This is a genomic window from [Pseudopropionibacterium] massiliense (assembly GCF_900607225.1).
Taxonomy (GTDB): domain Bacteria; phylum Actinomycetota; class Actinomycetes; order Propionibacteriales; family Propionibacteriaceae; genus Arachnia; species Arachnia massiliensis.
The window spans coordinates 2,886,864-2,902,798 of record NZ_LR027842.1; the positions used below are offsets into that span (position 1 = coordinate 2,886,864).

Genomic DNA, 15,935 nt, shown 5'->3' on the forward strand with positions numbered 1-15,935 from the left:
GTGCCGCCGGCGCCGGGGTCAGGCCCGCCGGGTGGCGGGGTCGCTTCCGTGGAGGAACTTCGCGGCGATGAAACCACCGATGGCCCCGCCGAGGTGTCCCTGCCACGAGACCCCCGATGCGCCGGGCAGCACGCCCAGCAGGATCGAGCCGTAGAAGAAGAACACGGCCACCGACAGCGCGATCTCCCAGATGTTGCGGGTGAAGAAGCCACGCACCAGTAGGTAGGCGAGGTATCCGAACACCAGGCCGGAGGCGCCCAGGGTGATGGTGTTGGAGGGGGCGATCAGCCAGACGGTCAGCCCGGAGGTGACGACGGTGATGAGGGTGACCGCGAGCCAGCGTCCCGGACCCGCCAGCCAGGTGAGCAGGCCGAGGATCAGGAACGGCACCGAGTTGCTGATCAGGTGCGGAAAACCGAAGTGGAGCCACGGGGCGGTCAGGATGTGCGGCAGCGACCCGAGGCTCCGGGCGACGATGCCGAGCTGGTCGAGGGCGTGGAAGGACGCGCTGTCGATGATCTCCAGCACCCACATGAGCGCGAGCAGACCACCGACGACCACGACTCCGGGTTTGGCCCCTTCCAGGGACCGACGATCAGCAAAGGTCTGGGTGCTCATGCATCCAGTGTGACAGCATGTTCAAATCTTCCACGAGACCCTCCGGACACCCACGGCACGGTTTCGACACGGGCCACTCCTCCGTCGCGGCCCGGCCCAACCAGCTTCGAAGAGGAAAAGTTGGTTGAGCCGACCTGCGAGCGCCAGCGAGCAGGACGAGTCGAAACCACCTGGCGGCCGGGCGGGGCCTGTCACAAAGACCCTTTGGTGCTCGCGGCATGGTTTCGACTCGGGCCGCTCCTTCGTCGCAACCCGGCTCAACCAGCTTCAGAGAGGACGGCCCCGACACGGGCCGCTCCTTCGTAACGGCCCGGCTCAACCAGCGTGGGGATGGCAGCCCCGGATTCCGCGGAAGCCCTAAGCTTGACCCTCATGGCGAACCGACTCGCAGATTCCTCCAGCGACCACCTCCTCCAGTACGCCCACCATCCGGTGGACTGGTGGCCCTGGGGTCCCGAGGCGCTGGCACACGCCGTCGAGACGGACAGGCCGATCCTGCTCAGCATCGGCTACGCGTCGTGCCACTGGTGCCACGTGATGGGGAGCGAGTCGTTCGAGAACCCGGAGGTCGCGGAGTTCATCAACACCCATTTCGTCCCGGTCAAGGTGGATCGCGAGCAGCATCCGGTCCTGGACCAGGTGTTCATGACGGCCACGCAGCTGATGAACGAGGGCGCGGGCGGCTGGCCCCTGACGGCTTTCCTCACCCCGGAGGGCCGCCCGTTCTTCACTGGCACCTATTTCCCGCCCGAACCGCAGCCGGGGCGCCCCTCGTTCATGCAGGTGCTGCAGGCCCTGACCGAGACATGGGAAACCAACCGGCAGACCCTGATCGCGGGCGCGGACGTGGTGACCGGGCACCTGGAGGCCCTCGCCGTGGCGCCCCTGACGGACGACATCCCCGAGGTCCACGCGGCCGTCGAGACTATCGCCGCCAACTTCGACCTGATCCACGCCGGTTTCGGAACCGCCCCGAAGTTCCCGTCCGCGACGACACTGGACGCACTGCTGGTGCGCGGCGACGCCCGCAGCCTGGAACTGGCGCAGCGCAGCCTGGAGGCGATGGCGCGCGGCGGCATCTGCGACCAGATCGGCGGGGGTTTCCACCGCTACGCCGTCGATCCGGGCTGGGTGGTGCCGCACTTCGAGAAGATGCTCGACGACAACGCCCTGCTGCTGGGCACCTACATCCGCGGCTGGCGTCGCACCGCCGACCACGACGAGGGGCTGCGGGCGCTGCTGGAGCGCACCGCCTACGGCATCGCCGGTTTCCTGGAGCGGGAGCTGCGCGACGAGAACGGGGCCTTCATGGCGGGGCTGGACGCCGATTCCTGCGACATCCGCGGGGCCGTTTTCGAGGGCATCCACTATTTGTGGTCGCCGGAGCTGATCATCGACGCGCTGGGCGAGGAGGACGGCGACTGGGCCACCCGGGTCTTCCACGTCACCGCCGGCGGCACGTTCGGGGAGGGGCTGTCGACGCTGCAGCTGCGTGGCCGCCCCGATTTCGACAAGCTGGCGGAGGTCTCCGCGAGGCTCCTGGCCGAGCGGGGGCACCGGTTCCCGCCGGCCAAGGACCGCCTGGTCGTGACCTCGTGGAACGCCCTGGCGATCTCGTCGCTGGTCACGGGCGCCCTGATCTGGAACGAACCGCACTGGCTGGAACTGGCCCTGGGCGCGGCCCGCTACCTGGTGGACACGCACCTGGTCGATGGTGAGCTGCGGCACTCGTCGCGGGCGGGGCAGGTCGACGCATCGCCCGCCACCGCGGAGGACCACGGCACCCTGGCCGATGCCCTCGCCATGTTGGCCGGGGCGACGGGGGACGCCACGTGGCTGCGTCACGCGGAGATCCTCTGCGACCGGGCGGTGGAGCTCTTCGGCGCCGGCGACGGCGGTTTCTTCGACGCGGTGCCGGGCGAGCTGTTCGTGCGCTCGCGGTCGCTGACCGACAACGTCGCCCCATCGGGGACCAGCGCCCTGGTGCGGGCGCTGCGGCGGGTGGGGCTGTTGGCGGAGCGCCCCGATCTGCTGGCACGGGCCGACGAGGCGGCCGCCACCACCTGGGCGACCGTGGCGGAGACCCCCCGGTTCGCGGGCTCCGCCCTGGAGGACCTGATGATCGCCGACGAGGCCCGTCGCGGCCTGAAACCCGCGATGGTCGTCGTCACCTCCGGCGATCCGTTCGACGAGCTGGCGCGGGCGGCCTGGCGGCTGGCGCCGGCGGGATCGGTGGTCCTGACCGCCCCGGCGGGTGCGGAGGGTTTCGGTTCCTGGCTCGAGGGTCGCGGGAAACGGGCCGTGTACGTGTGCCGCGGGGAACGCTGCTTCGATCCGGTCACCGACTACACCGAGTTGAAAACCCCCCTCTGGCATCGGGCATGACGCGGCTTCCTCGCCCGGGTGGTCGCGGGGCGATCCGAGCCGCGCAGCGAGGAGCCCGCCGGCCTCCTCATGTCCCGCGGCATCCGGTTCGGCCCACGATGTTCCCGGATCGGCGTGTGCTGTTCGCGTCTCCGCCTGATGCCGGCAAGCGCCGCCCGCGGGTCTCATCGGTCAACCGCAGTTGGCCTGCGTGTCGCTCTCGGACCCGTGAACAGGAACCACGCGTCACCCCGGGTCAGAACACCGCCAACCCGATTGCCACCCCGTGGCAGACGGCTGCCGCGATGGTGCAGGCGTGGAAGACCTCGTGGAACCCGAAGAGACGGGGGTTGAGGCGCGGGCGACGGGTGCCGTAGGCCAGCGCCCCGAGCGAGTAGACCAGGCCGCCCGCGAGCATCAGCAGCACCACCGCGGGGCCTCCCGCGGTCCAGAACTCACCCAGCCACCCGAGGGCCGCCCACCCCATGGCGACGTAGAGCAGCGTGTACAGCCAGCGCGGCGCACCCACCCAGCAGATCCGGAAGACGATCCCGAAGGCCGCTATCCCCCAGATCAACCCCAGCAGCACCCACCGGGATCCCCCGCCGAGGAGGGTGAGGGTCAGCGGGGTGTAGGTGCCGGCGATGAAGACGAAGATGTTGGAGTGGTCGAGGCGACGGAACACCGCCATCGTCGGCTCGTTCCAGTTGCCGCGGTGGTAGGCGGCCGAGGTGCCGAACAGCTGCACCCCGCTCAGGGTCCACACGGCGCAGCCGATACGTCCGGGAAGGGTCGGGGCCAGGGCCGTCAGCACCAGGCCGGCGATCAGCAGGGCGGGAGCGAACCCCAGGTGCAGCCAGCCCCGCATGAGGGGCTTGCGGGGCCGTCTCCCGCCGTCCGGGGTGGCGGCGAGATCCCCTTCGGGTTTGTCGGCTACAGCAGTCATCACGAACCTACGCTTCCGTAACTTACGCCTCCGTAGGTTACTCCCGGATGCCCCGGATTCCAATTCCAGAGGCTGGTTGAGCCGACCAGCGAGCGCCAGCGAGCCGGTCGAGTCGAAACCATGCCGTGGGCACCCGGGGACTGGGGTCGGGCCTCGCTAGAGTGACGCCATGGCACGCCCCCTGAAAGAACTCATCGCCCCCGACTGGGCCGAGGCCCTGGCCGGCGTCGAGGACCAGATCCACACCATGGGAGACTTCCTCCGCCGGGAACTCGCGGAGGGACGCAGCTACCTGCCGGCCGGCGACAACGTGTTGCGCGCCTTCAGTCGGCCGCTGGCCGACGTGCGGGTGCTGATCGTCGGACAGGACCCGTACCCGACCCCGGGACACGCGGTCGGTCTGTCGTTCTCCGTCGCCCCCGATGTGCGCCCCATCCCCCGCAGCCTGCAGAACATCTACCAGGAGCTCAACGACGACCTCGGCGTCCCGCCCGCCCCGCACGGCGACCTGAGTGCCTGGTTCGAGCAGGGGGTCCTGCTGCTGAACCGGGTGCTGACCGTCTCCCCCGGCAGGGCGGGATCGCACCGCGGCAAGGGCTGGGAGGCCGTCACCACCGCCGCCATCACCGCCCTCGCGGGGCGCGGCGGCCCGCTGGTGGCTATCCTGTGGGGCCGCGACGCGCAGTCCACCCGTTCCCTGCTGGGTCCAACCCCCGTGATCGCCAGCGCCCATCCGTCGCCGCTGTCGGCGCGCAACGGATTCTTCGGGTCGAAACCGTTCAGCCGTGCCAACGAGGCCCTCGTTGCGCAGGGCGCCGACCCCATCGACTGGGACCTCAACGCCTGAGAGTCGGTTTCGACGCATCTCAACCACCTTCATCAGGCCTCGGCACAGCCACACCTCAGAGGCCCACGGGTCATCCGGCGAGACCGTTGCGGTGGGCCCACACCACCGCCTGCACCCGGTCCCTGGCATCGATCTTGGGCAGGATTCGGGTCAGGTGGGACTTCACGGTGCTGATCTCGACCACGAGTTCGGCCGCGATCTCCGCGTTCGACATGCCCGTGGCGAGGAGTTTCACGATCTCGAGTTCCCGCGCGGTCAGCTGCTGAAGCTCGGCCGGGTTCGCCGCAGGTGCGTGACGGCGGGCGAACTCCGCGATCACCCGGCGGGTGACGCTGCGGTCCACCAGCCCGTACCCGGCGGCGAGACGACGGACGGCGTCGACCAGTTCCTCCGGTTCGCAGTCCTTGAGGATGAAGCCGTCGGCCCCGGCCTCCAGCGCCCCGAAGACGTCGGCGTCGAGGTCGAAGGTGGTGACCACGAGCACCGCGGGCACCCCGTCCGTTCGGGACGCGACGATCCGGCGGGTGGCCGTCAGGCCGTCCCCCGCGGGCATCCGCAGGTCCATGCACACCACGTCGGGGCGGGTCCGGGCTACCAGGTCGACGGCCCGACGGCCGTCCGATGCCTCCCCCACGACGGTGATGTCGCCGTGTTCCTCCAGCAGGAAACGGAATCCCGCCCGCACCACCGACTGGTCGTCCACCAGCACGACTCGAATCATCTCTCCTCCTCGGCAACCACGGGAACGGCGAGCCGGACCCGCCAGCCACCCTCCGGGGTGGGGCCGGCGTCGAGGGTTCCCCCGGCCGTCGCCGCCCGTTCCCGCATCACGTTCAAACCGTTGCCTCCTGACCCGGAATCGCCCGGCCTCTCGGATGGCCCGTTGACGATGGTCATTTCCAACTGGCCGGCAACCTGCCCGACGTCCACCCGCAGCCACGCCCCGGGGGCGTGCTGCAGGGCGTTGCTGATGGCCTGCTGCGCCACCCGGTAGACCGCCATGTCGGCCACCGGGGGCAGCGCGATACGCGCGGCCGAGAGGGTGAGTGTCGCGTCGACGCCGAGGTCGCGGGTGGTGGAGACCAGCTCCGGGAGGTCTCGCAGCCCCGCCACGGGTGCGGTGTTCCGGCGCAGCAGCCCCACCACCGACCGCAGCCCGTTGAGGGTTTCCCGGCTCTGCGACTTCAGCTGCGCGGCGGCCTGTTTGGCGGCTGCGGGGTCGCGGTCGATCAGCCGCCCGACGACCTGGGACTGCACGACGATGCCGGCCAGGTGGTGGGCGGCGACGTCGTGCAGTTCACCCGCGATCCTGCGGCGCTCGTCGATCAGGACCAGGTCGAGCTGGTGCTGGTGCTCGCGGGCCTCCCAGTCGCGTTGCTGCTGCACGCGCTGGGTCCGGGCGGCCGACATCGCCCCGCCGAACACCGGCCCCAGGTAGAGGGACAATTTGCTCAGCATGACGGTGATGAGCATGATTCCTCCCGTTGGTCCCAGAATCGCCTCCGTCCATCCCAGGTGCAACACATCCCGCACCACGTGGGCCAGCATCTCGCCCAGCGCCAGGAGGCCCATCAATACGACCCCCCGCGGGAGCGGCAGCCGGAGCCCGATGCCGAACCCGGCGACCGCCTGCGCCAGCATCATGAAGTGAGATGTTTCGGGCAACAGCGCCATTATGACCAGCTGCAACCCCCAGACCAGGAGCTGGCACACCACGGGATGGCGCCTCCACCACACCACGACGATCCCTTGCACCCCTCCCACAGCCACCAGAGCTGCGTGGCGCTCCCAGGGAAGGTCGCTGATAGGAATCAGCAGGACGATTGCAACCACCCCGCATACGATGGCCAGGATCACGTCATTGCGACGGATCGGGGGCGGGGAGGACATCATGGCGTCATTCTTCCGCACTCGCTCAGACGCTGATGTCCCAGGACAGGGCGTTGCTCGTCCAGGACCACCGGGCCATGCCGAGCAGACCGGCCAGCAGCAGCGACGCCATGACGATCCGAGGCCACCCGGTACGGCGTTTCACGTCGCTCACCAGGTCCATCCCGGCGGGGATGATCGCCGTCACACCGAGCCATTGGACCGCCTGGACGGGTCGCACGCCCCCGGGTCGGCAGCCTCATTTTCACTCCTTTTCAATCACGTCTCCATGCTTGCGGTGCTGACATGAAAACCGCTACGCGCCCGGGAAGGAACCCCATCTGCGACCTGCGATGCAAGCAGCTCCTCCCCGCCGGACACCACCGGGGGATCCGGATCAACTCCTCCATCAGGGGCCGTCCCTGACCGCTACCACTCGTACCACTCGCCATCGCTGCCGCTCGCGGCGACCAGGCCATCCCGCGCTCCTCACCTTGGCCTTCCACGGTCCTGGCACATTGGCGAAAGCAGCGACCACATCCCCACCCGACCGTGACGGTTTACCCTCTCGGAGTGGCCCGCATCCACGGATGCTTTGTACACTTTCCCGTACAGGAGGTGGCCGTGAAGACCATGTCGTACACCGAGTCCCGGGCCAACTACGCGGCGGTCCTCGACGAGGTCGTGAACAATCGCGAGGAGATCGTCATCACCCGGGCGGGACACGAACCCGTCGTGATCGTTTCGCTGGAGGAGTACCAGTCCCTTCGCGAGACCGCCTACCTGCTGCGTTCGCCCGTCAACGCCCAGCGGCTGGCCAGCGCCATGGAACAGCTCGACAGGAACGACGGCACCCTGCACGACCTTCTCGACGACCGCTGAGATGCGGATCTGCTGGGCCGATGAGGCGTGGGAGGACCACCTTTGGTGGCAGGTCCAGGACCGCCGGACCCTCAAGAGGATCAACTCCCTGATCCGGGACATCGCCCGCAACGGGAACGAGGGGCTGGGCAAACCGGAGGCACTGCGACACCAGCTCTCCGGCTACTGGTCCCGGCGCATCACCGAGGAACATCGGCTGGTGTACCGGATCACCGACACCGAGATCCAGATTGCCGCCTGCCGGTACCACTACGGCCGCTGAGGATCCCTGTTCAGAATTCAACTCACCCGGCTGCGCAGCGCTCAACCCCGATTTGGCCGCCGAATAGCGGTTTGAGCGCGTTGAGTGTTGCAGAACCGGGGAACATCCTGAAGGCCGGGTCTGTTTCCTGGACGTCAGCGTTGGTTTCGACTCGGGCCGCTCGTTCCTCGCGACCCGGCTCAACCAGCTCCGCAGCGGGGGCACTCACGTGCTGGCTCAACCGGCTTCACTGGAATGGTTCCGGCTCCATTCAGTCTCGAGGCAGGCGTGCCTCGTACACTGAATTTCATGGAGATCGATGTCCTCGGGTGGCTGAGCGGCCGCCGGAATCCCCAGCTCGTGACCGCCGACGAGGCCCTGCCCGGGCGCGACGTCCCGGTGCTGTCGCCCGTTCCCCGGCACGCGGTGCTCGGCCTGCGGCTGGACGAGGTCCCCGAGGGTTGCGAGGTCGCCTACTTCGCGATGGGCTGCTACTGGGGTGAGGAGCGACTGTTCTGGACCACCGACGGCGTGGTCAACACCGCCGTCGGGTTCATGGGGGGCAGCACCCCGAACCCCACCTATCGCGAGACCTGCACCGGCCGCACCGGCCACACCGAGACGGTGAAGGTGGTCTTCGACCCTTCCCGCGTCGGCTACGACGACCTGCTGAGGATCTTCTGGGAGAACCACGACCCGACCCAGGGTTTCCGGCAGGGCAACGACATCGGCACCCAGTACCGGTCCGCGATCTTTCCGGTGGATGCCGCCCAGCACGCGGCGGCCGTCGCCTCCCGCGACGCATTCCAGAAGCGCATGACCGAGGCCGGGTTCGGCGAGATCACCACCGAGATCACCGACGGCGCCACCTTCTACCACGCGGAGGAGGAGCACCAGCAGTACCTCCACAAGAACCCGGGAGGTTATTGCCCGAACCACGCCACCGGGGTCAGGTGCGGGTGAGTGTTTTCGGCCAAAAGGACGACCTGGATCAGAACTTCGGTATCACGACCCGATCCACCACCCACCGTAGAATGAACCGGTGAATCTGCGCCGCGTCATCACCACAGCGATGGTCGTGCTGCTCGCAGGCTGCGCATCCACATCGGATCCCGAACCCTCCCAGACCCCATCCGTTGCCACCTCCGCGAGCGCCACCCCGGAAGCCAGCGCGTCCTCGTCGCCGACGGTGGCCTTCCCGGTTCCGATGAGCATCACCCAGGACCTGGCCACTGGCGGTGCGAAACAGGTCGTGCGGCGCATGATGGAGATCACGAACAACCGTCCCGCGCTGAAGCTCGACGTCTCCTCCTCCGAGGTGACCCTCACCGTTCTGGACGCGACTCAGAAGCCGTTCACCCTGCGTTGGCGCGCCAACCAGATCACCCCCGCGGATTCCGACATCCAATACCTCGGGCAGGCCACCTTCCGCCCCACCGACTACCCACTCGGCAACATCAGCGAGCTGTTCGACACCGCCACCCGCATGGGGGCCACCGGCACTGAGAAGATCCTGCAGATCGTCGAGCAGCGTTCCGGCGAGGTCTACCTCACCGTCACCACCACACCCGAGACGAAAACCGTGTTCTTCGAGAAGGACGGCACCGCGGTGCGCAACCTCGGCTACACGTCCGTGGCGGACCTGACCGACGGTCTGGCCGCCGTCATCGGGGGCAGCCGGGCCGCCACACGCATCGGCTTCGGAGCCAACACCGGGTACTGGATCGACCTACCGGCGAACAACGGCATCACCGAGCGACGCATCCGCTCCGCGGCACTTCCCGTGTACACGACCAGGATCAAGGAGGCCTCCTCCCTCGTCCCCTTCGACCCGATCCAGCTCAAACCCCTGGTATTGGCGCGTTCGATCCAGAAGTTCAACCCCGGTCTCAGGGCGGAGTGCAGGATCGAGGTGGACAACCGCTACAGGCGTACGACGCCGATCATCCGCTACGACTGCGGTGGCAAGGTGCATTTCACGGACCCCGACGGCACCGAGTACACCGAGGACCAGCTGAAACAGTGAGCGTCCTTCCCTGAAAGCCGGTTGAGCCGGACCGCGAAGAACGAGCAACCCAGTCGAAACCTCTCCTGAAGCTGGTTGAGCCAGCACGTGAGCGAAGCGAACGGCTGAGTCGAAACCACTGACACCCGGTAGCCAGAACCCAACCACAACCCCCTGGTTTCGACACGCCCCACTCGCTGACGCTCGCAGGCCGGCTCAACCAACTTCGCCCGACCGGCTCCGGGATGGATCTCCTCAGCCGAGCAGCCCCATGCGTTCGGCCTCGGCGCGCAGTGACTCGCGGGCCTCAGGTCTGGCCGTCCCGATCAGGCCCAGTGCCTGGTCGCGCTGGGAGGCCCCGAAGACGCGGGCCGTGTTCTGTTCCGTGACCACCCAGGACGGTTGCAGCGACGTCGTGGGTTCCGTGAGTTTCGGCACGATGGTGGAGAGGTTGGCCTTTGGGTGCCACGACTTCAACGCGATGATCGCCTGCCCGCCCGGGGAGTGCAGCGCCCCGACGATGAAGTCGGCCTGCCCGCCGGTTCCGGAGATGATGCGGTCGTTGACACGGGTGGCGTTGACGGCCCCGAACAGGTCGACCTGCAGTGCGGTGTTGATGCTGGTCACAGCCGGTTGCCCGGCGATGTTCCCGGGGCTGTTCGTGGTCTCACAGCGCAGCAGCCGCAGCTGCGGGTTGTCGTCGGCCCAGGCGTAGAGCTCCTCGGAACCGTAGGCGAAGGTCGCGGTGATGGGATGGGTCTCGTCGAGGGCGCCGGAACGCAGCAGCCCGAAGAAACCGTCGGCCATCAGTTCGGTCCACACCCTGAGGCCGCGACTGTTCCGCAGCGCCTGCATCACCGCCTCCGGCAGCGCACCGATGCCGAGCTGGAGCGTGGCGCCGTCGGGCACCATCGCCGCGAGCCGCTCCCCGACCGCCGCGGATTCGTCGTCGATCCTGGCCTCGGGCGCCACCGGCACCGGTTCGGCGATCTCGACGGCCAGGTCGATGTCGTCGACCGACAGCACCCCGTCGCCGTGGATGAACGGCAGGTTCTCGTTGATCTGCGCCACCAGGACCGCGCCGCGCTGTTTCGCGGCGTCGATGGCGCCGGGCAGCACCTGCACCTCGATGCCGAGGCTGACCCTCCCGTCGACGACCCGCGATGTCTGCACCGCGACGACATCCGGGGGCAGTGCCCCACGGAACAGCTGGGGGGTGGTGGACAGTCGCGCCGGGTAGTAGTCGACGCGGGGATTCCCGCGCAGCCCGGAACCGACGAAGGTGGTTTCGATCCGCACCCCCTCGCGGTCCGGCAGCCTGCCGAGCCCGTTGACGATGAACAACCGGTATTCGGGGATGACCGCGTCCAGCAGCCCGAGCAGGGCACGCGGGGTGCCGAAGCTGCCCTGGGTGACGATGCGGGGGTTTCCGGGCAGCCCGGGTAGAGCAGCGGCCAGCTGCTCGGGGGCGACGATTCTCACTTCAGCCTCACAGGTCCTGGGTGTCGAAGGTGTTGCAGGAAGAAGGATTACCGGACTCGAACCCGATGCTCAACCAGCGCTGCCGCTGCTCGGAACTGCCGTGGGTCCACGACTCGGGGTTGACGAATCCGCCCTGCTGTTTCTGGATGTGGTCGTCGCCGACGGAGCGGGCCGCGTCCGCTATGCGCAGCAGGTCGTCCTTGCTGACCGCCCTGATCGGCGAGTTCGGGTCCTTCATGACCTGGTTGAACACCACCCCGGCGTAGCAGTCGGCCTGGAGTTCGAGCCGCACCTGCGACGAATCGGCTCCGGTGTCGCGCCTGACCTTGCGCATGGTCCCGTCGAGGTTCTGGATGTGGTGCCCGAATTCGTGGGCGACGATGTAGAGCTCGGCCGCGTCCCCACCGGAAGCCCCCAGCTGTTTGAGGAGCTGGCCGACGTAGGAGTCGTCGATGTAGACGGTGGAGTCCCCGGAACAGTAGAACGGCCCCATCTCGGTCTGCCCCACCCCGCAGGCGGTGCTGATGGTGCCGGAGAACAACTTCACCGTGGCGTACTCGTAGTTCGGTGTCGTCTTCGACCAGTAGTCCTGGAGGACCTTCTCGTAGAGCGGCCAGCGGCACTCGCGGTTGGTGTTGACGTTGACGTCCTTCTGTTTGCAGTGGTCGAGGTCGCTTCCCTGCACCGCAGGCCTGCTGTTCTGGCTCGAACCGGGTCCGAGCAGATCGGAGACGTTGATGCCGAGCCGTGGACCGACGAACACGACCAGCAGCATCACCACCAACCCGCCGATGCCGCCGCCGAGGGCCATCCGGCCGCCGCCCCCACCGCCCGAGGCGCGTTGGGTGTGCGAATCGGAAAGGTCCACGCTGTCGCGATAGTCCATGTGCCACCTCCTCTGACCGGACTCAGCCTAGCCGGACCAGCACCTGACCGAGGACGAACCGGGGCCGGCGACACGGCTTCCGTTCCGGGACCTCCGGCGCGATCGCACCGGGATGTCCCGTGCGGCTCGGAAGACCCGGTGACGCCAATAGGATGCCAAGGTGCGTTTGATTGGTCTTCTTGCCGACAATCCCGTGATCGATCTGGTTCTCGGTCACGGGGAACATCCCGATGGCGCTCTGCACCGGGCCGGGTGGATCGCCGGACGACCCTTGAGAGCGGAATGTCGTGACGGTGACGTCGTGGTCACCCTGGAGGTTCACCCTGCCTCACCCGCTGACGCCCCACCAGCCGACAGGGTGGTCGTGTACGAGGAGCCGGGGACCGATGAGGTGCCGCTGATCCGCCAACGGGTCGGAGCATACGGCATCGTGCTGTCGGAACGGGGCCTGCTGGGCACGGTGCTGTCGCGGATCACCGGGGCCCCCGGGGCCTGGAACCTTCCGGGCGGCGGTCTCGACGCCGGCGAGGAACCGGCGGCGGGTCTGCTGCGCGAGGTGTACGAGGAGACGGGCCAGGAGGTTGCGCCCGAACGGTTGCTGACCCTCCAGTCGGATCACTGGATCGGTCGCGCCCCGAACGGCCGCCTGGAGGATTATCACGCCCTGCGCATCATCTATTCCGCTGCATGTGAAAAACCCAGCCGCCCCCGCGTCCACGACCTGGGAGGATCGACGGCGCGGGCCGACTGGGTTCCGGTGAAGGCCTGGCGCAGGCTCCCCTGGACCCGAGCGGCTCGGCAGGTGCTGAGCCAGCACCTGCCGAGCCGCTGATCACCGGGTCCCGGAGCAGCCCGCCTGAGGGGTCAATCCCTGAAGTAGGACAGGATGCGCAGGATCTCGACGTAGAGCCACACCATGGTGACCGTGATGCCGAAGGCCGCCCGCCACGACTCCTGGGCCGGGGCCTGGGATGCGATGCCGCGCTCCACGTAGTCGAAGTCGATCACCAGGTTGAACACGGCCAGACACACGGCCAGGATCGAGACACCGATCGCGAGCAGACCGGCGTTGCTGCCCACGGCCCGCAGCCCGGTGTTGATCCCGAACATTGCGAGCACGAAGTTCACCAGGAACACGCCCGCGAGGGCCACGGTGCCGATGGTGACCATCTTGCGGAACTTGGCGGTGACGCGGATGTTGAAGAACTTGTAGACGGCCAGCGTGGCGGCCGCGGTCACGAAGGTGGCCAGCACCGCGGAGACGACGATGCCGGGCCACGTCACCTCGAAGTACTTCGAGATGCCGCCGATGAACAGGCCCTCGAGCGCGGAGTAGAGCAGGACACCGGCCACCGGGACCTTGTGCCGGGTGGCGACGACCAGGGAGACGACGAGGGCACCGAGCCCGCCGACGATCATCGTCGGGAACACGAGGCTGAGCGGCAGCAGCATGAACGTCGCCGCCGCGGCCGCGAACACCACGAGCAGGGTGATGGAGGTCTTGGCCAGGACGTCGTCCATGGTCATGACGCCTGCGGTGGTCTGCGGTTGGGGCTGTGCATATCCGGGCTGGGGCTGGTAGCCGTAGGGCTGCTGATAGGCAGGCGGCTGGTTGAAAGCCGAACTGCGGCTGAACACGGGATTCGCCATGTGGGGTTCCTTCAGAATCGCGATGACTTTTGCTTCAAGTGTATGTGATCGCGCCGACAGGAATGCATGCTGATGCGGAAGAATCCCGGCACGGGTGGACCGGCCCTGCGCGAGGGTCCGGTTCAGGCGGCGCGGGCGGTGAGGAACTGGATCAGCGACTCGAAGAACCTGCGACCGTCCAGCGACGCCCCCGTCAGCGACTCGACGTTGTGCTCGGGGTGGGGCATCAGGCCGACGACGTTGCCGTGTTCGTTGGTGATCCCGGCGATGTCGTTGGCCGATCCGTTGGGGTTGTCGAGGTAGCGGAACACCACCTGGGCGTTGTCCTCGAGACGTTTCAGGGTCTCGGGGGCGGCCTGGTAGTTGCCCTCGCCGTTCTTCAGGGTGATGACGATCTCCTCACCCCTGGTGAAACCGCAGGTCCAGGTGGTGTCGATGGATTCGACGCGGAGCCTCTCGTCGCGGCAGATGAAGTGCTGGTCGACGTTTCGGATCATGGCCCCGTCGAGGAGGTGGGCCTCGCAGAGCAGCTGGAACCCGTTGCAGATCCCCAGCACGGGCAGTCCCTTGTTGGCAGCGTCGATGACGGTGTCCATCACGGGGCTGAACCGCGCGATGGCCCCGCAGCGCAGGTAGTCGCCGTAGGAGAAACCGCCCGGGAGGATGATGGCGTCCACGCCGTCGATGGAGTCGGAGCCGTGCCACAGCGGAACGGCCTCGGCCCCGCACAGCCTCACGGCACGCAGCGCGTCGTGGTCGTCGAGGGAACCCGGGAAGGTGACGACGCCGATGCGGGGCATCAGTCTGTCACCACTTCGTAGGCCTCTATGACGGTGTTGGCGAGCAGTTTCTCCGCGGCCCGGGAGACCCGTTCCAGGACCTCGGGGGTGATCTCGCCGTCCACCTCCACCTCGAAGCGTTTGCCCTGGCGGACCGTCATTCCCTCGAACCCGAGGCGCGTGAGGGCACCGGTGACCGCCTTGCCCTGCGGATCGAGGATCTCGGGTTTGGGCATGACGTTGACGACGACGCGTGGCATGACAGCACCCTATCGGGCCGGATCCCGGCTTGTCCTACAATTCCGCGCCATGTCGCGACCCGGTTGGTATCCGGATCCCGATGATCCACGGGCCACATGCGTTACTGGGACGGCGGCGCGTGGAGGGGCGTTCCCGAGCCCCGGCGACCCGCGGCACCGGGCGGTTCTCGACGCCATCGCCCTGGACGTCGGGAACCCGGCCGGCCCGTCCGTCCACCGGGGGTGGGGCGGTGGACTCGGACACCAACCCCATGCTCGACCGGGCCGGGGAGAACCTGCGGATCGCCCGAGAACCCGGGTCAGGTGAAAGCGGCGCGGAAGGGTTCGAGCACGCACTGGTCTCTCGTCCGGTCGAGGATGGCGAAGACCGCCAGGTCGAAGGCCCCGGAGAAGGGACCGGCCAGCAGGTCACGGAAGGTGGCGGCGACGAAACCGGGATCGTTGCGGAAAACCCCGCAGCCCCAGGCGCCGAGCACCAGGTTCCGGTGGCCGTGGTCGTGGGCGACGACCAGCACCCGGCGGGCGCGTTCACGCAGCGCCGCCTCGAGCCGCGCCGTCTCCCCCGGGGTGCGCCACTTCGCCGCTCCCGCGTTGGGGGCGGGGGCCGTGATGATGGCCGTCCGCCACGGCTCGTCGACGAGGGAATCATCCCCGCCCCGGAACACCGGCACGGCGGGCGAGTAGATCATCGCGTGGGTGTAGGCCCGCTCGTGGTCGCGGTTGAAACGGTACATGTCGCGGTCACGGATGCACGCGTAGAGGGCGCTGTTGCGGGCGAGTTCCTCCTCCTGGGCCTGCGCACCCAGCAGGAAACCCCCGCCCGGGTGCTTGGCGGAGGCGAAGTTCAGCGCGATGGGATCCGCATCCCGCAGCCGGTGGGCGGCCTCGAAAGTACCCATCTGCTGCACCTTGACGTGCACTCTCCCGGGTTTCGGCTCCGGGTTCGGGAGTTCGGCGTCGGGGGCGTACTCGACGGTTCCCGCGACGGCGTGTTCGATCTGCCCGCGCAGCTCGACGCGTTCGCCGCGGCCGTTGAGGTAGAAGCCGCGGTCGATGATCTCGACGGTCTCGTGGGCCAGCGCCGCGAGATGGTCCCGGTGCATCAT

19 protein-coding genes are annotated in these 15,935 nt (G+C 68.1%); 7 read left to right on the forward strand and 12 right to left on the reverse strand.

From position 1 onward, the window contains the following. Positions 1-18 precede the first annotated feature (18 nt). Positions 19-534 carry a rhomboid family intramembrane serine protease gene (locus E0E39_RS12850; RefSeq protein WP_207302562.1) on the reverse strand — a complete coding sequence of 172 codons (516 nt, stop codon included), beginning with the start codon at positions 532-534 and terminating at the stop codon, positions 19-21. Between the two features lie 456 nt (positions 535-990). Here E0E39_RS12850 and E0E39_RS12855 point away from each other — a divergent pair, with 456 nt between their 5' ends. After that, positions 991-3,003 carry a thioredoxin domain-containing protein gene (locus tag E0E39_RS12855; RefSeq protein WP_130875103.1) on the forward strand — a complete coding sequence of 671 codons (2,013 nt, stop codon included), beginning with the start codon at positions 991-993 and terminating at the stop codon, positions 3,001-3,003. Positions 3,004-3,238: 235 nt separating this feature from the next. Here E0E39_RS12855 and trhA read toward each other — a convergent pair whose 3' ends face one another. Further along, positions 3,239-3,850 carry a PAQR family membrane homeostasis protein TrhA gene (gene trhA, locus E0E39_RS12860; RefSeq protein ID WP_165444870.1) on the reverse strand — a complete coding sequence of 204 codons (612 nt, stop codon included), beginning with the start codon at positions 3,848-3,850 and terminating at the stop codon, positions 3,239-3,241. 247 nt (positions 3,851-4,097) lie between these two features. Between trhA and E0E39_RS12865 the strand changes: the two genes are divergently transcribed. Next, entirely contained in the window at positions 4,098-4,775 is a 678-nt protein-coding gene (locus E0E39_RS12865; protein ID WP_130875105.1) for a uracil-DNA glycosylase, read from the forward strand. A gap of 70 nt (positions 4,776-4,845) precedes the next feature. On the opposite strand, the gene E0E39_RS12870 is transcribed toward E0E39_RS12865, so the two are convergent. The 3 genes from E0E39_RS12870 to E0E39_RS12880 are packed head-to-tail and all read right to left on the reverse strand — an operon-like array spanning position 4,846 to position 6,852. Next, a complete protein-coding gene (locus tag E0E39_RS12870) occupies positions 4,846-5,496 on the reverse strand; it encodes a response regulator (protein ID WP_130875106.1) in 651 nt (216 codons plus the stop codon). Next, the gene (locus E0E39_RS12875; protein WP_130875107.1) at positions 5,493-6,668 is read right to left on the reverse strand and encodes a sensor histidine kinase; all 1,176 of its coding nucleotides are present in this window, start codon (positions 6,666-6,668) and stop codon (positions 5,493-5,495) included. Before E0E39_RS12875 ends, E0E39_RS12870 begins: the two co-directional genes overlap by 4 nt. 22 nt (positions 6,669-6,690) lie before the next feature. Further along, positions 6,691-6,852 (reverse strand): hypothetical protein, encoded by a 162-nt coding sequence (locus E0E39_RS12880; protein WP_207302499.1) that lies wholly within the window; start codon positions 6,850-6,852, stop codon positions 6,691-6,693. 425 nt (positions 6,853-7,277) lie between these two features. Here E0E39_RS12880 and E0E39_RS12885 point away from each other — a divergent pair, with 425 nt between their 5' ends. The 4 genes from E0E39_RS12885 (at position 7,278) to E0E39_RS12900 (ending at position 9,793) form a co-directional block, all read left to right on the forward strand. Beyond that, entirely contained in the window at positions 7,278-7,526 is a 249-nt protein-coding gene (locus E0E39_RS12885) for a type II toxin-antitoxin system Phd/YefM family antitoxin (protein ID WP_245988486.1), read from the forward strand. Between the two features lies 1 nt (position 7,527). Beyond that, positions 7,528-7,788 (forward strand): Txe/YoeB family addiction module toxin, encoded by a 261-nt coding sequence (locus tag E0E39_RS12890; protein WP_130875109.1) that lies wholly within the window; start codon positions 7,528-7,530, stop codon positions 7,786-7,788. Between the two features lie 288 nt (positions 7,789-8,076). Beyond that, positions 8,077-8,730 (forward strand): peptide-methionine (S)-S-oxide reductase MsrA, encoded by a 654-nt coding sequence (msrA, locus tag E0E39_RS12895; protein ID WP_130875110.1) that lies wholly within the window; start codon positions 8,077-8,079, stop codon positions 8,728-8,730. 79 nt (positions 8,731-8,809) lie between these two features. Continuing rightward, positions 8,810-9,793 carry a hypothetical protein gene (locus E0E39_RS12900; RefSeq protein ID WP_130875111.1) on the forward strand — a complete coding sequence of 328 codons (984 nt, stop codon included), beginning with the start codon at positions 8,810-8,812 and terminating at the stop codon, positions 9,791-9,793. A 234-nt stretch (positions 9,794-10,027) separates the two neighbouring features. Here the strand turns inward: E0E39_RS12900 and E0E39_RS12905 are convergent, their stop codons facing one another. Together E0E39_RS12905 and ypfJ are read right to left on the reverse strand one after the other, a co-directional pair. After that, positions 10,028-11,254, reverse strand: coding sequence for an acetyl-CoA hydrolase/transferase family protein (locus E0E39_RS12905; RefSeq protein ID WP_130875112.1), 1,227 nt, complete (start codon positions 11,252-11,254; stop codon positions 10,028-10,030). A gap of 7 nt (positions 11,255-11,261) precedes the next feature. Then, positions 11,262-12,140: a KPN_02809 family neutral zinc metallopeptidase gene (ypfJ, locus tag E0E39_RS12910; RefSeq protein WP_130875113.1), complete on the reverse strand. Its 879-nt coding sequence runs from the start codon at positions 12,138-12,140 to the stop codon at positions 11,262-11,264. Between the two features lie 160 nt (positions 12,141-12,300). Between ypfJ and E0E39_RS12915 the strand changes: the two genes are divergently transcribed. Continuing rightward, positions 12,301-12,972 (forward strand): NUDIX hydrolase, encoded by a 672-nt coding sequence (locus E0E39_RS12915; protein ID WP_130875114.1) that lies wholly within the window; start codon positions 12,301-12,303, stop codon positions 12,970-12,972. Positions 12,973-13,004: 32 nt separating this feature from the next. On the opposite strand, the gene E0E39_RS12920 is transcribed toward E0E39_RS12915, so the two are convergent. The 5 genes from E0E39_RS12920 to E0E39_RS12940 form a co-directional block, all read right to left on the reverse strand. Further along, a complete protein-coding gene (locus E0E39_RS12920; RefSeq protein WP_130875115.1) occupies positions 13,005-13,790 on the reverse strand; it encodes a Bax inhibitor-1/YccA family protein in 786 nt (261 codons plus the stop codon). A gap of 122 nt (positions 13,791-13,912) precedes the next feature. Continuing rightward, positions 13,913-14,590: a phosphoribosylformylglycinamidine synthase subunit PurQ gene (gene purQ / locus E0E39_RS12925; RefSeq protein WP_130875116.1), complete on the reverse strand. Its 678-nt coding sequence runs from the start codon at positions 14,588-14,590 to the stop codon at positions 13,913-13,915. After that, positions 14,590-14,829 carry a phosphoribosylformylglycinamidine synthase subunit PurS gene (purS, locus tag E0E39_RS12930; protein ID WP_130875117.1) on the reverse strand — a complete coding sequence of 80 codons (240 nt, stop codon included), beginning with the start codon at positions 14,827-14,829 and terminating at the stop codon, positions 14,590-14,592. Before purS ends, purQ begins: the two co-directional genes overlap by 1 nt. Before the next feature lie 34 nt (positions 14,830-14,863). After that, the gene (locus E0E39_RS12935) at positions 14,864-15,073 is read right to left on the reverse strand and encodes a hypothetical protein (RefSeq protein ID WP_130875118.1); all 210 of its coding nucleotides are present in this window, start codon (positions 15,071-15,073) and stop codon (positions 14,864-14,866) included. Between the two features lie 55 nt (positions 15,074-15,128). Beyond that, positions 15,129-15,935, reverse strand: coding sequence for a TIGR02452 family protein (locus E0E39_RS12940; RefSeq protein ID WP_207302500.1), 807 nt, complete (start codon positions 15,933-15,935; stop codon positions 15,129-15,131).

Bases quoted from the DNA above. Each gene is read 5' to 3' on its own strand.
- E0E39_RS12850 (WP_207302562.1), bottom strand. From the start codon at position 534: ATGTGGGTGCTGGAGATCATCGACAGCGCGTCCTTCCACGCCCTCGAC.
- E0E39_RS12855 (WP_130875103.1), top strand. From the start codon at position 991: ATGGCGAACCGACTCGCAGATTCCTCCAGCGACCACCTCCTCCAGTAC.
- trhA (WP_165444870.1), bottom strand. From the start codon at position 3,850: ATGCGGGGCTGGCTGCACCTGGGGTTCGCTCCCGCCCTGCTGATCGCC.
- E0E39_RS12865 (WP_130875105.1), top strand. From the start codon at position 4,098: ATGGCACGCCCCCTGAAAGAACTCATCGCCCCCGACTGGGCCGAGGCC.
- E0E39_RS12870 (WP_130875106.1), bottom strand. From the start codon at position 5,496: ATGATTCGAGTCGTGCTGGTGGACGACCAGTCGGTGGTGCGGGCGGGA.
- E0E39_RS12875 (WP_130875107.1), bottom strand. From the start codon at position 6,668: ATGATGTCCTCCCCGCCCCCGATCCGTCGCAATGACGTGATCCTGGCC.
- E0E39_RS12885 (WP_245988486.1), top strand. From the start codon at position 7,278: ATGTCGTACACCGAGTCCCGGGCCAACTACGCGGCGGTCCTCGACGAG.
- E0E39_RS12890 (WP_130875109.1), top strand. From the start codon at position 7,528: ATGCGGATCTGCTGGGCCGATGAGGCGTGGGAGGACCACCTTTGGTGG.
- msrA (WP_130875110.1), top strand. From the start codon at position 8,077: ATGGAGATCGATGTCCTCGGGTGGCTGAGCGGCCGCCGGAATCCCCAG.
- ypfJ (WP_130875113.1), bottom strand. From the start codon at position 12,140: ATGGACTATCGCGACAGCGTGGACCTTTCCGATTCGCACACCCAACGC.
- E0E39_RS12920 (WP_130875115.1), bottom strand. From the start codon at position 13,790: ATGGCGAATCCCGTGTTCAGCCGCAGTTCGGCTTTCAACCAGCCGCCT.
- purQ (WP_130875116.1), bottom strand. From the start codon at position 14,590: ATGCCCCGCATCGGCGTCGTCACCTTCCCGGGTTCCCTCGACGACCAC.
- purS (WP_130875117.1), bottom strand. From the start codon at position 14,829: ATGCCACGCGTCGTCGTCAACGTCATGCCCAAACCCGAGATCCTCGAT.
- E0E39_RS12940 (WP_207302500.1), bottom strand. From the start codon at position 15,935: ATGATGCACCGGGACCATCTCGCGGCGCTGGCCCACGAGACCGTCGAG.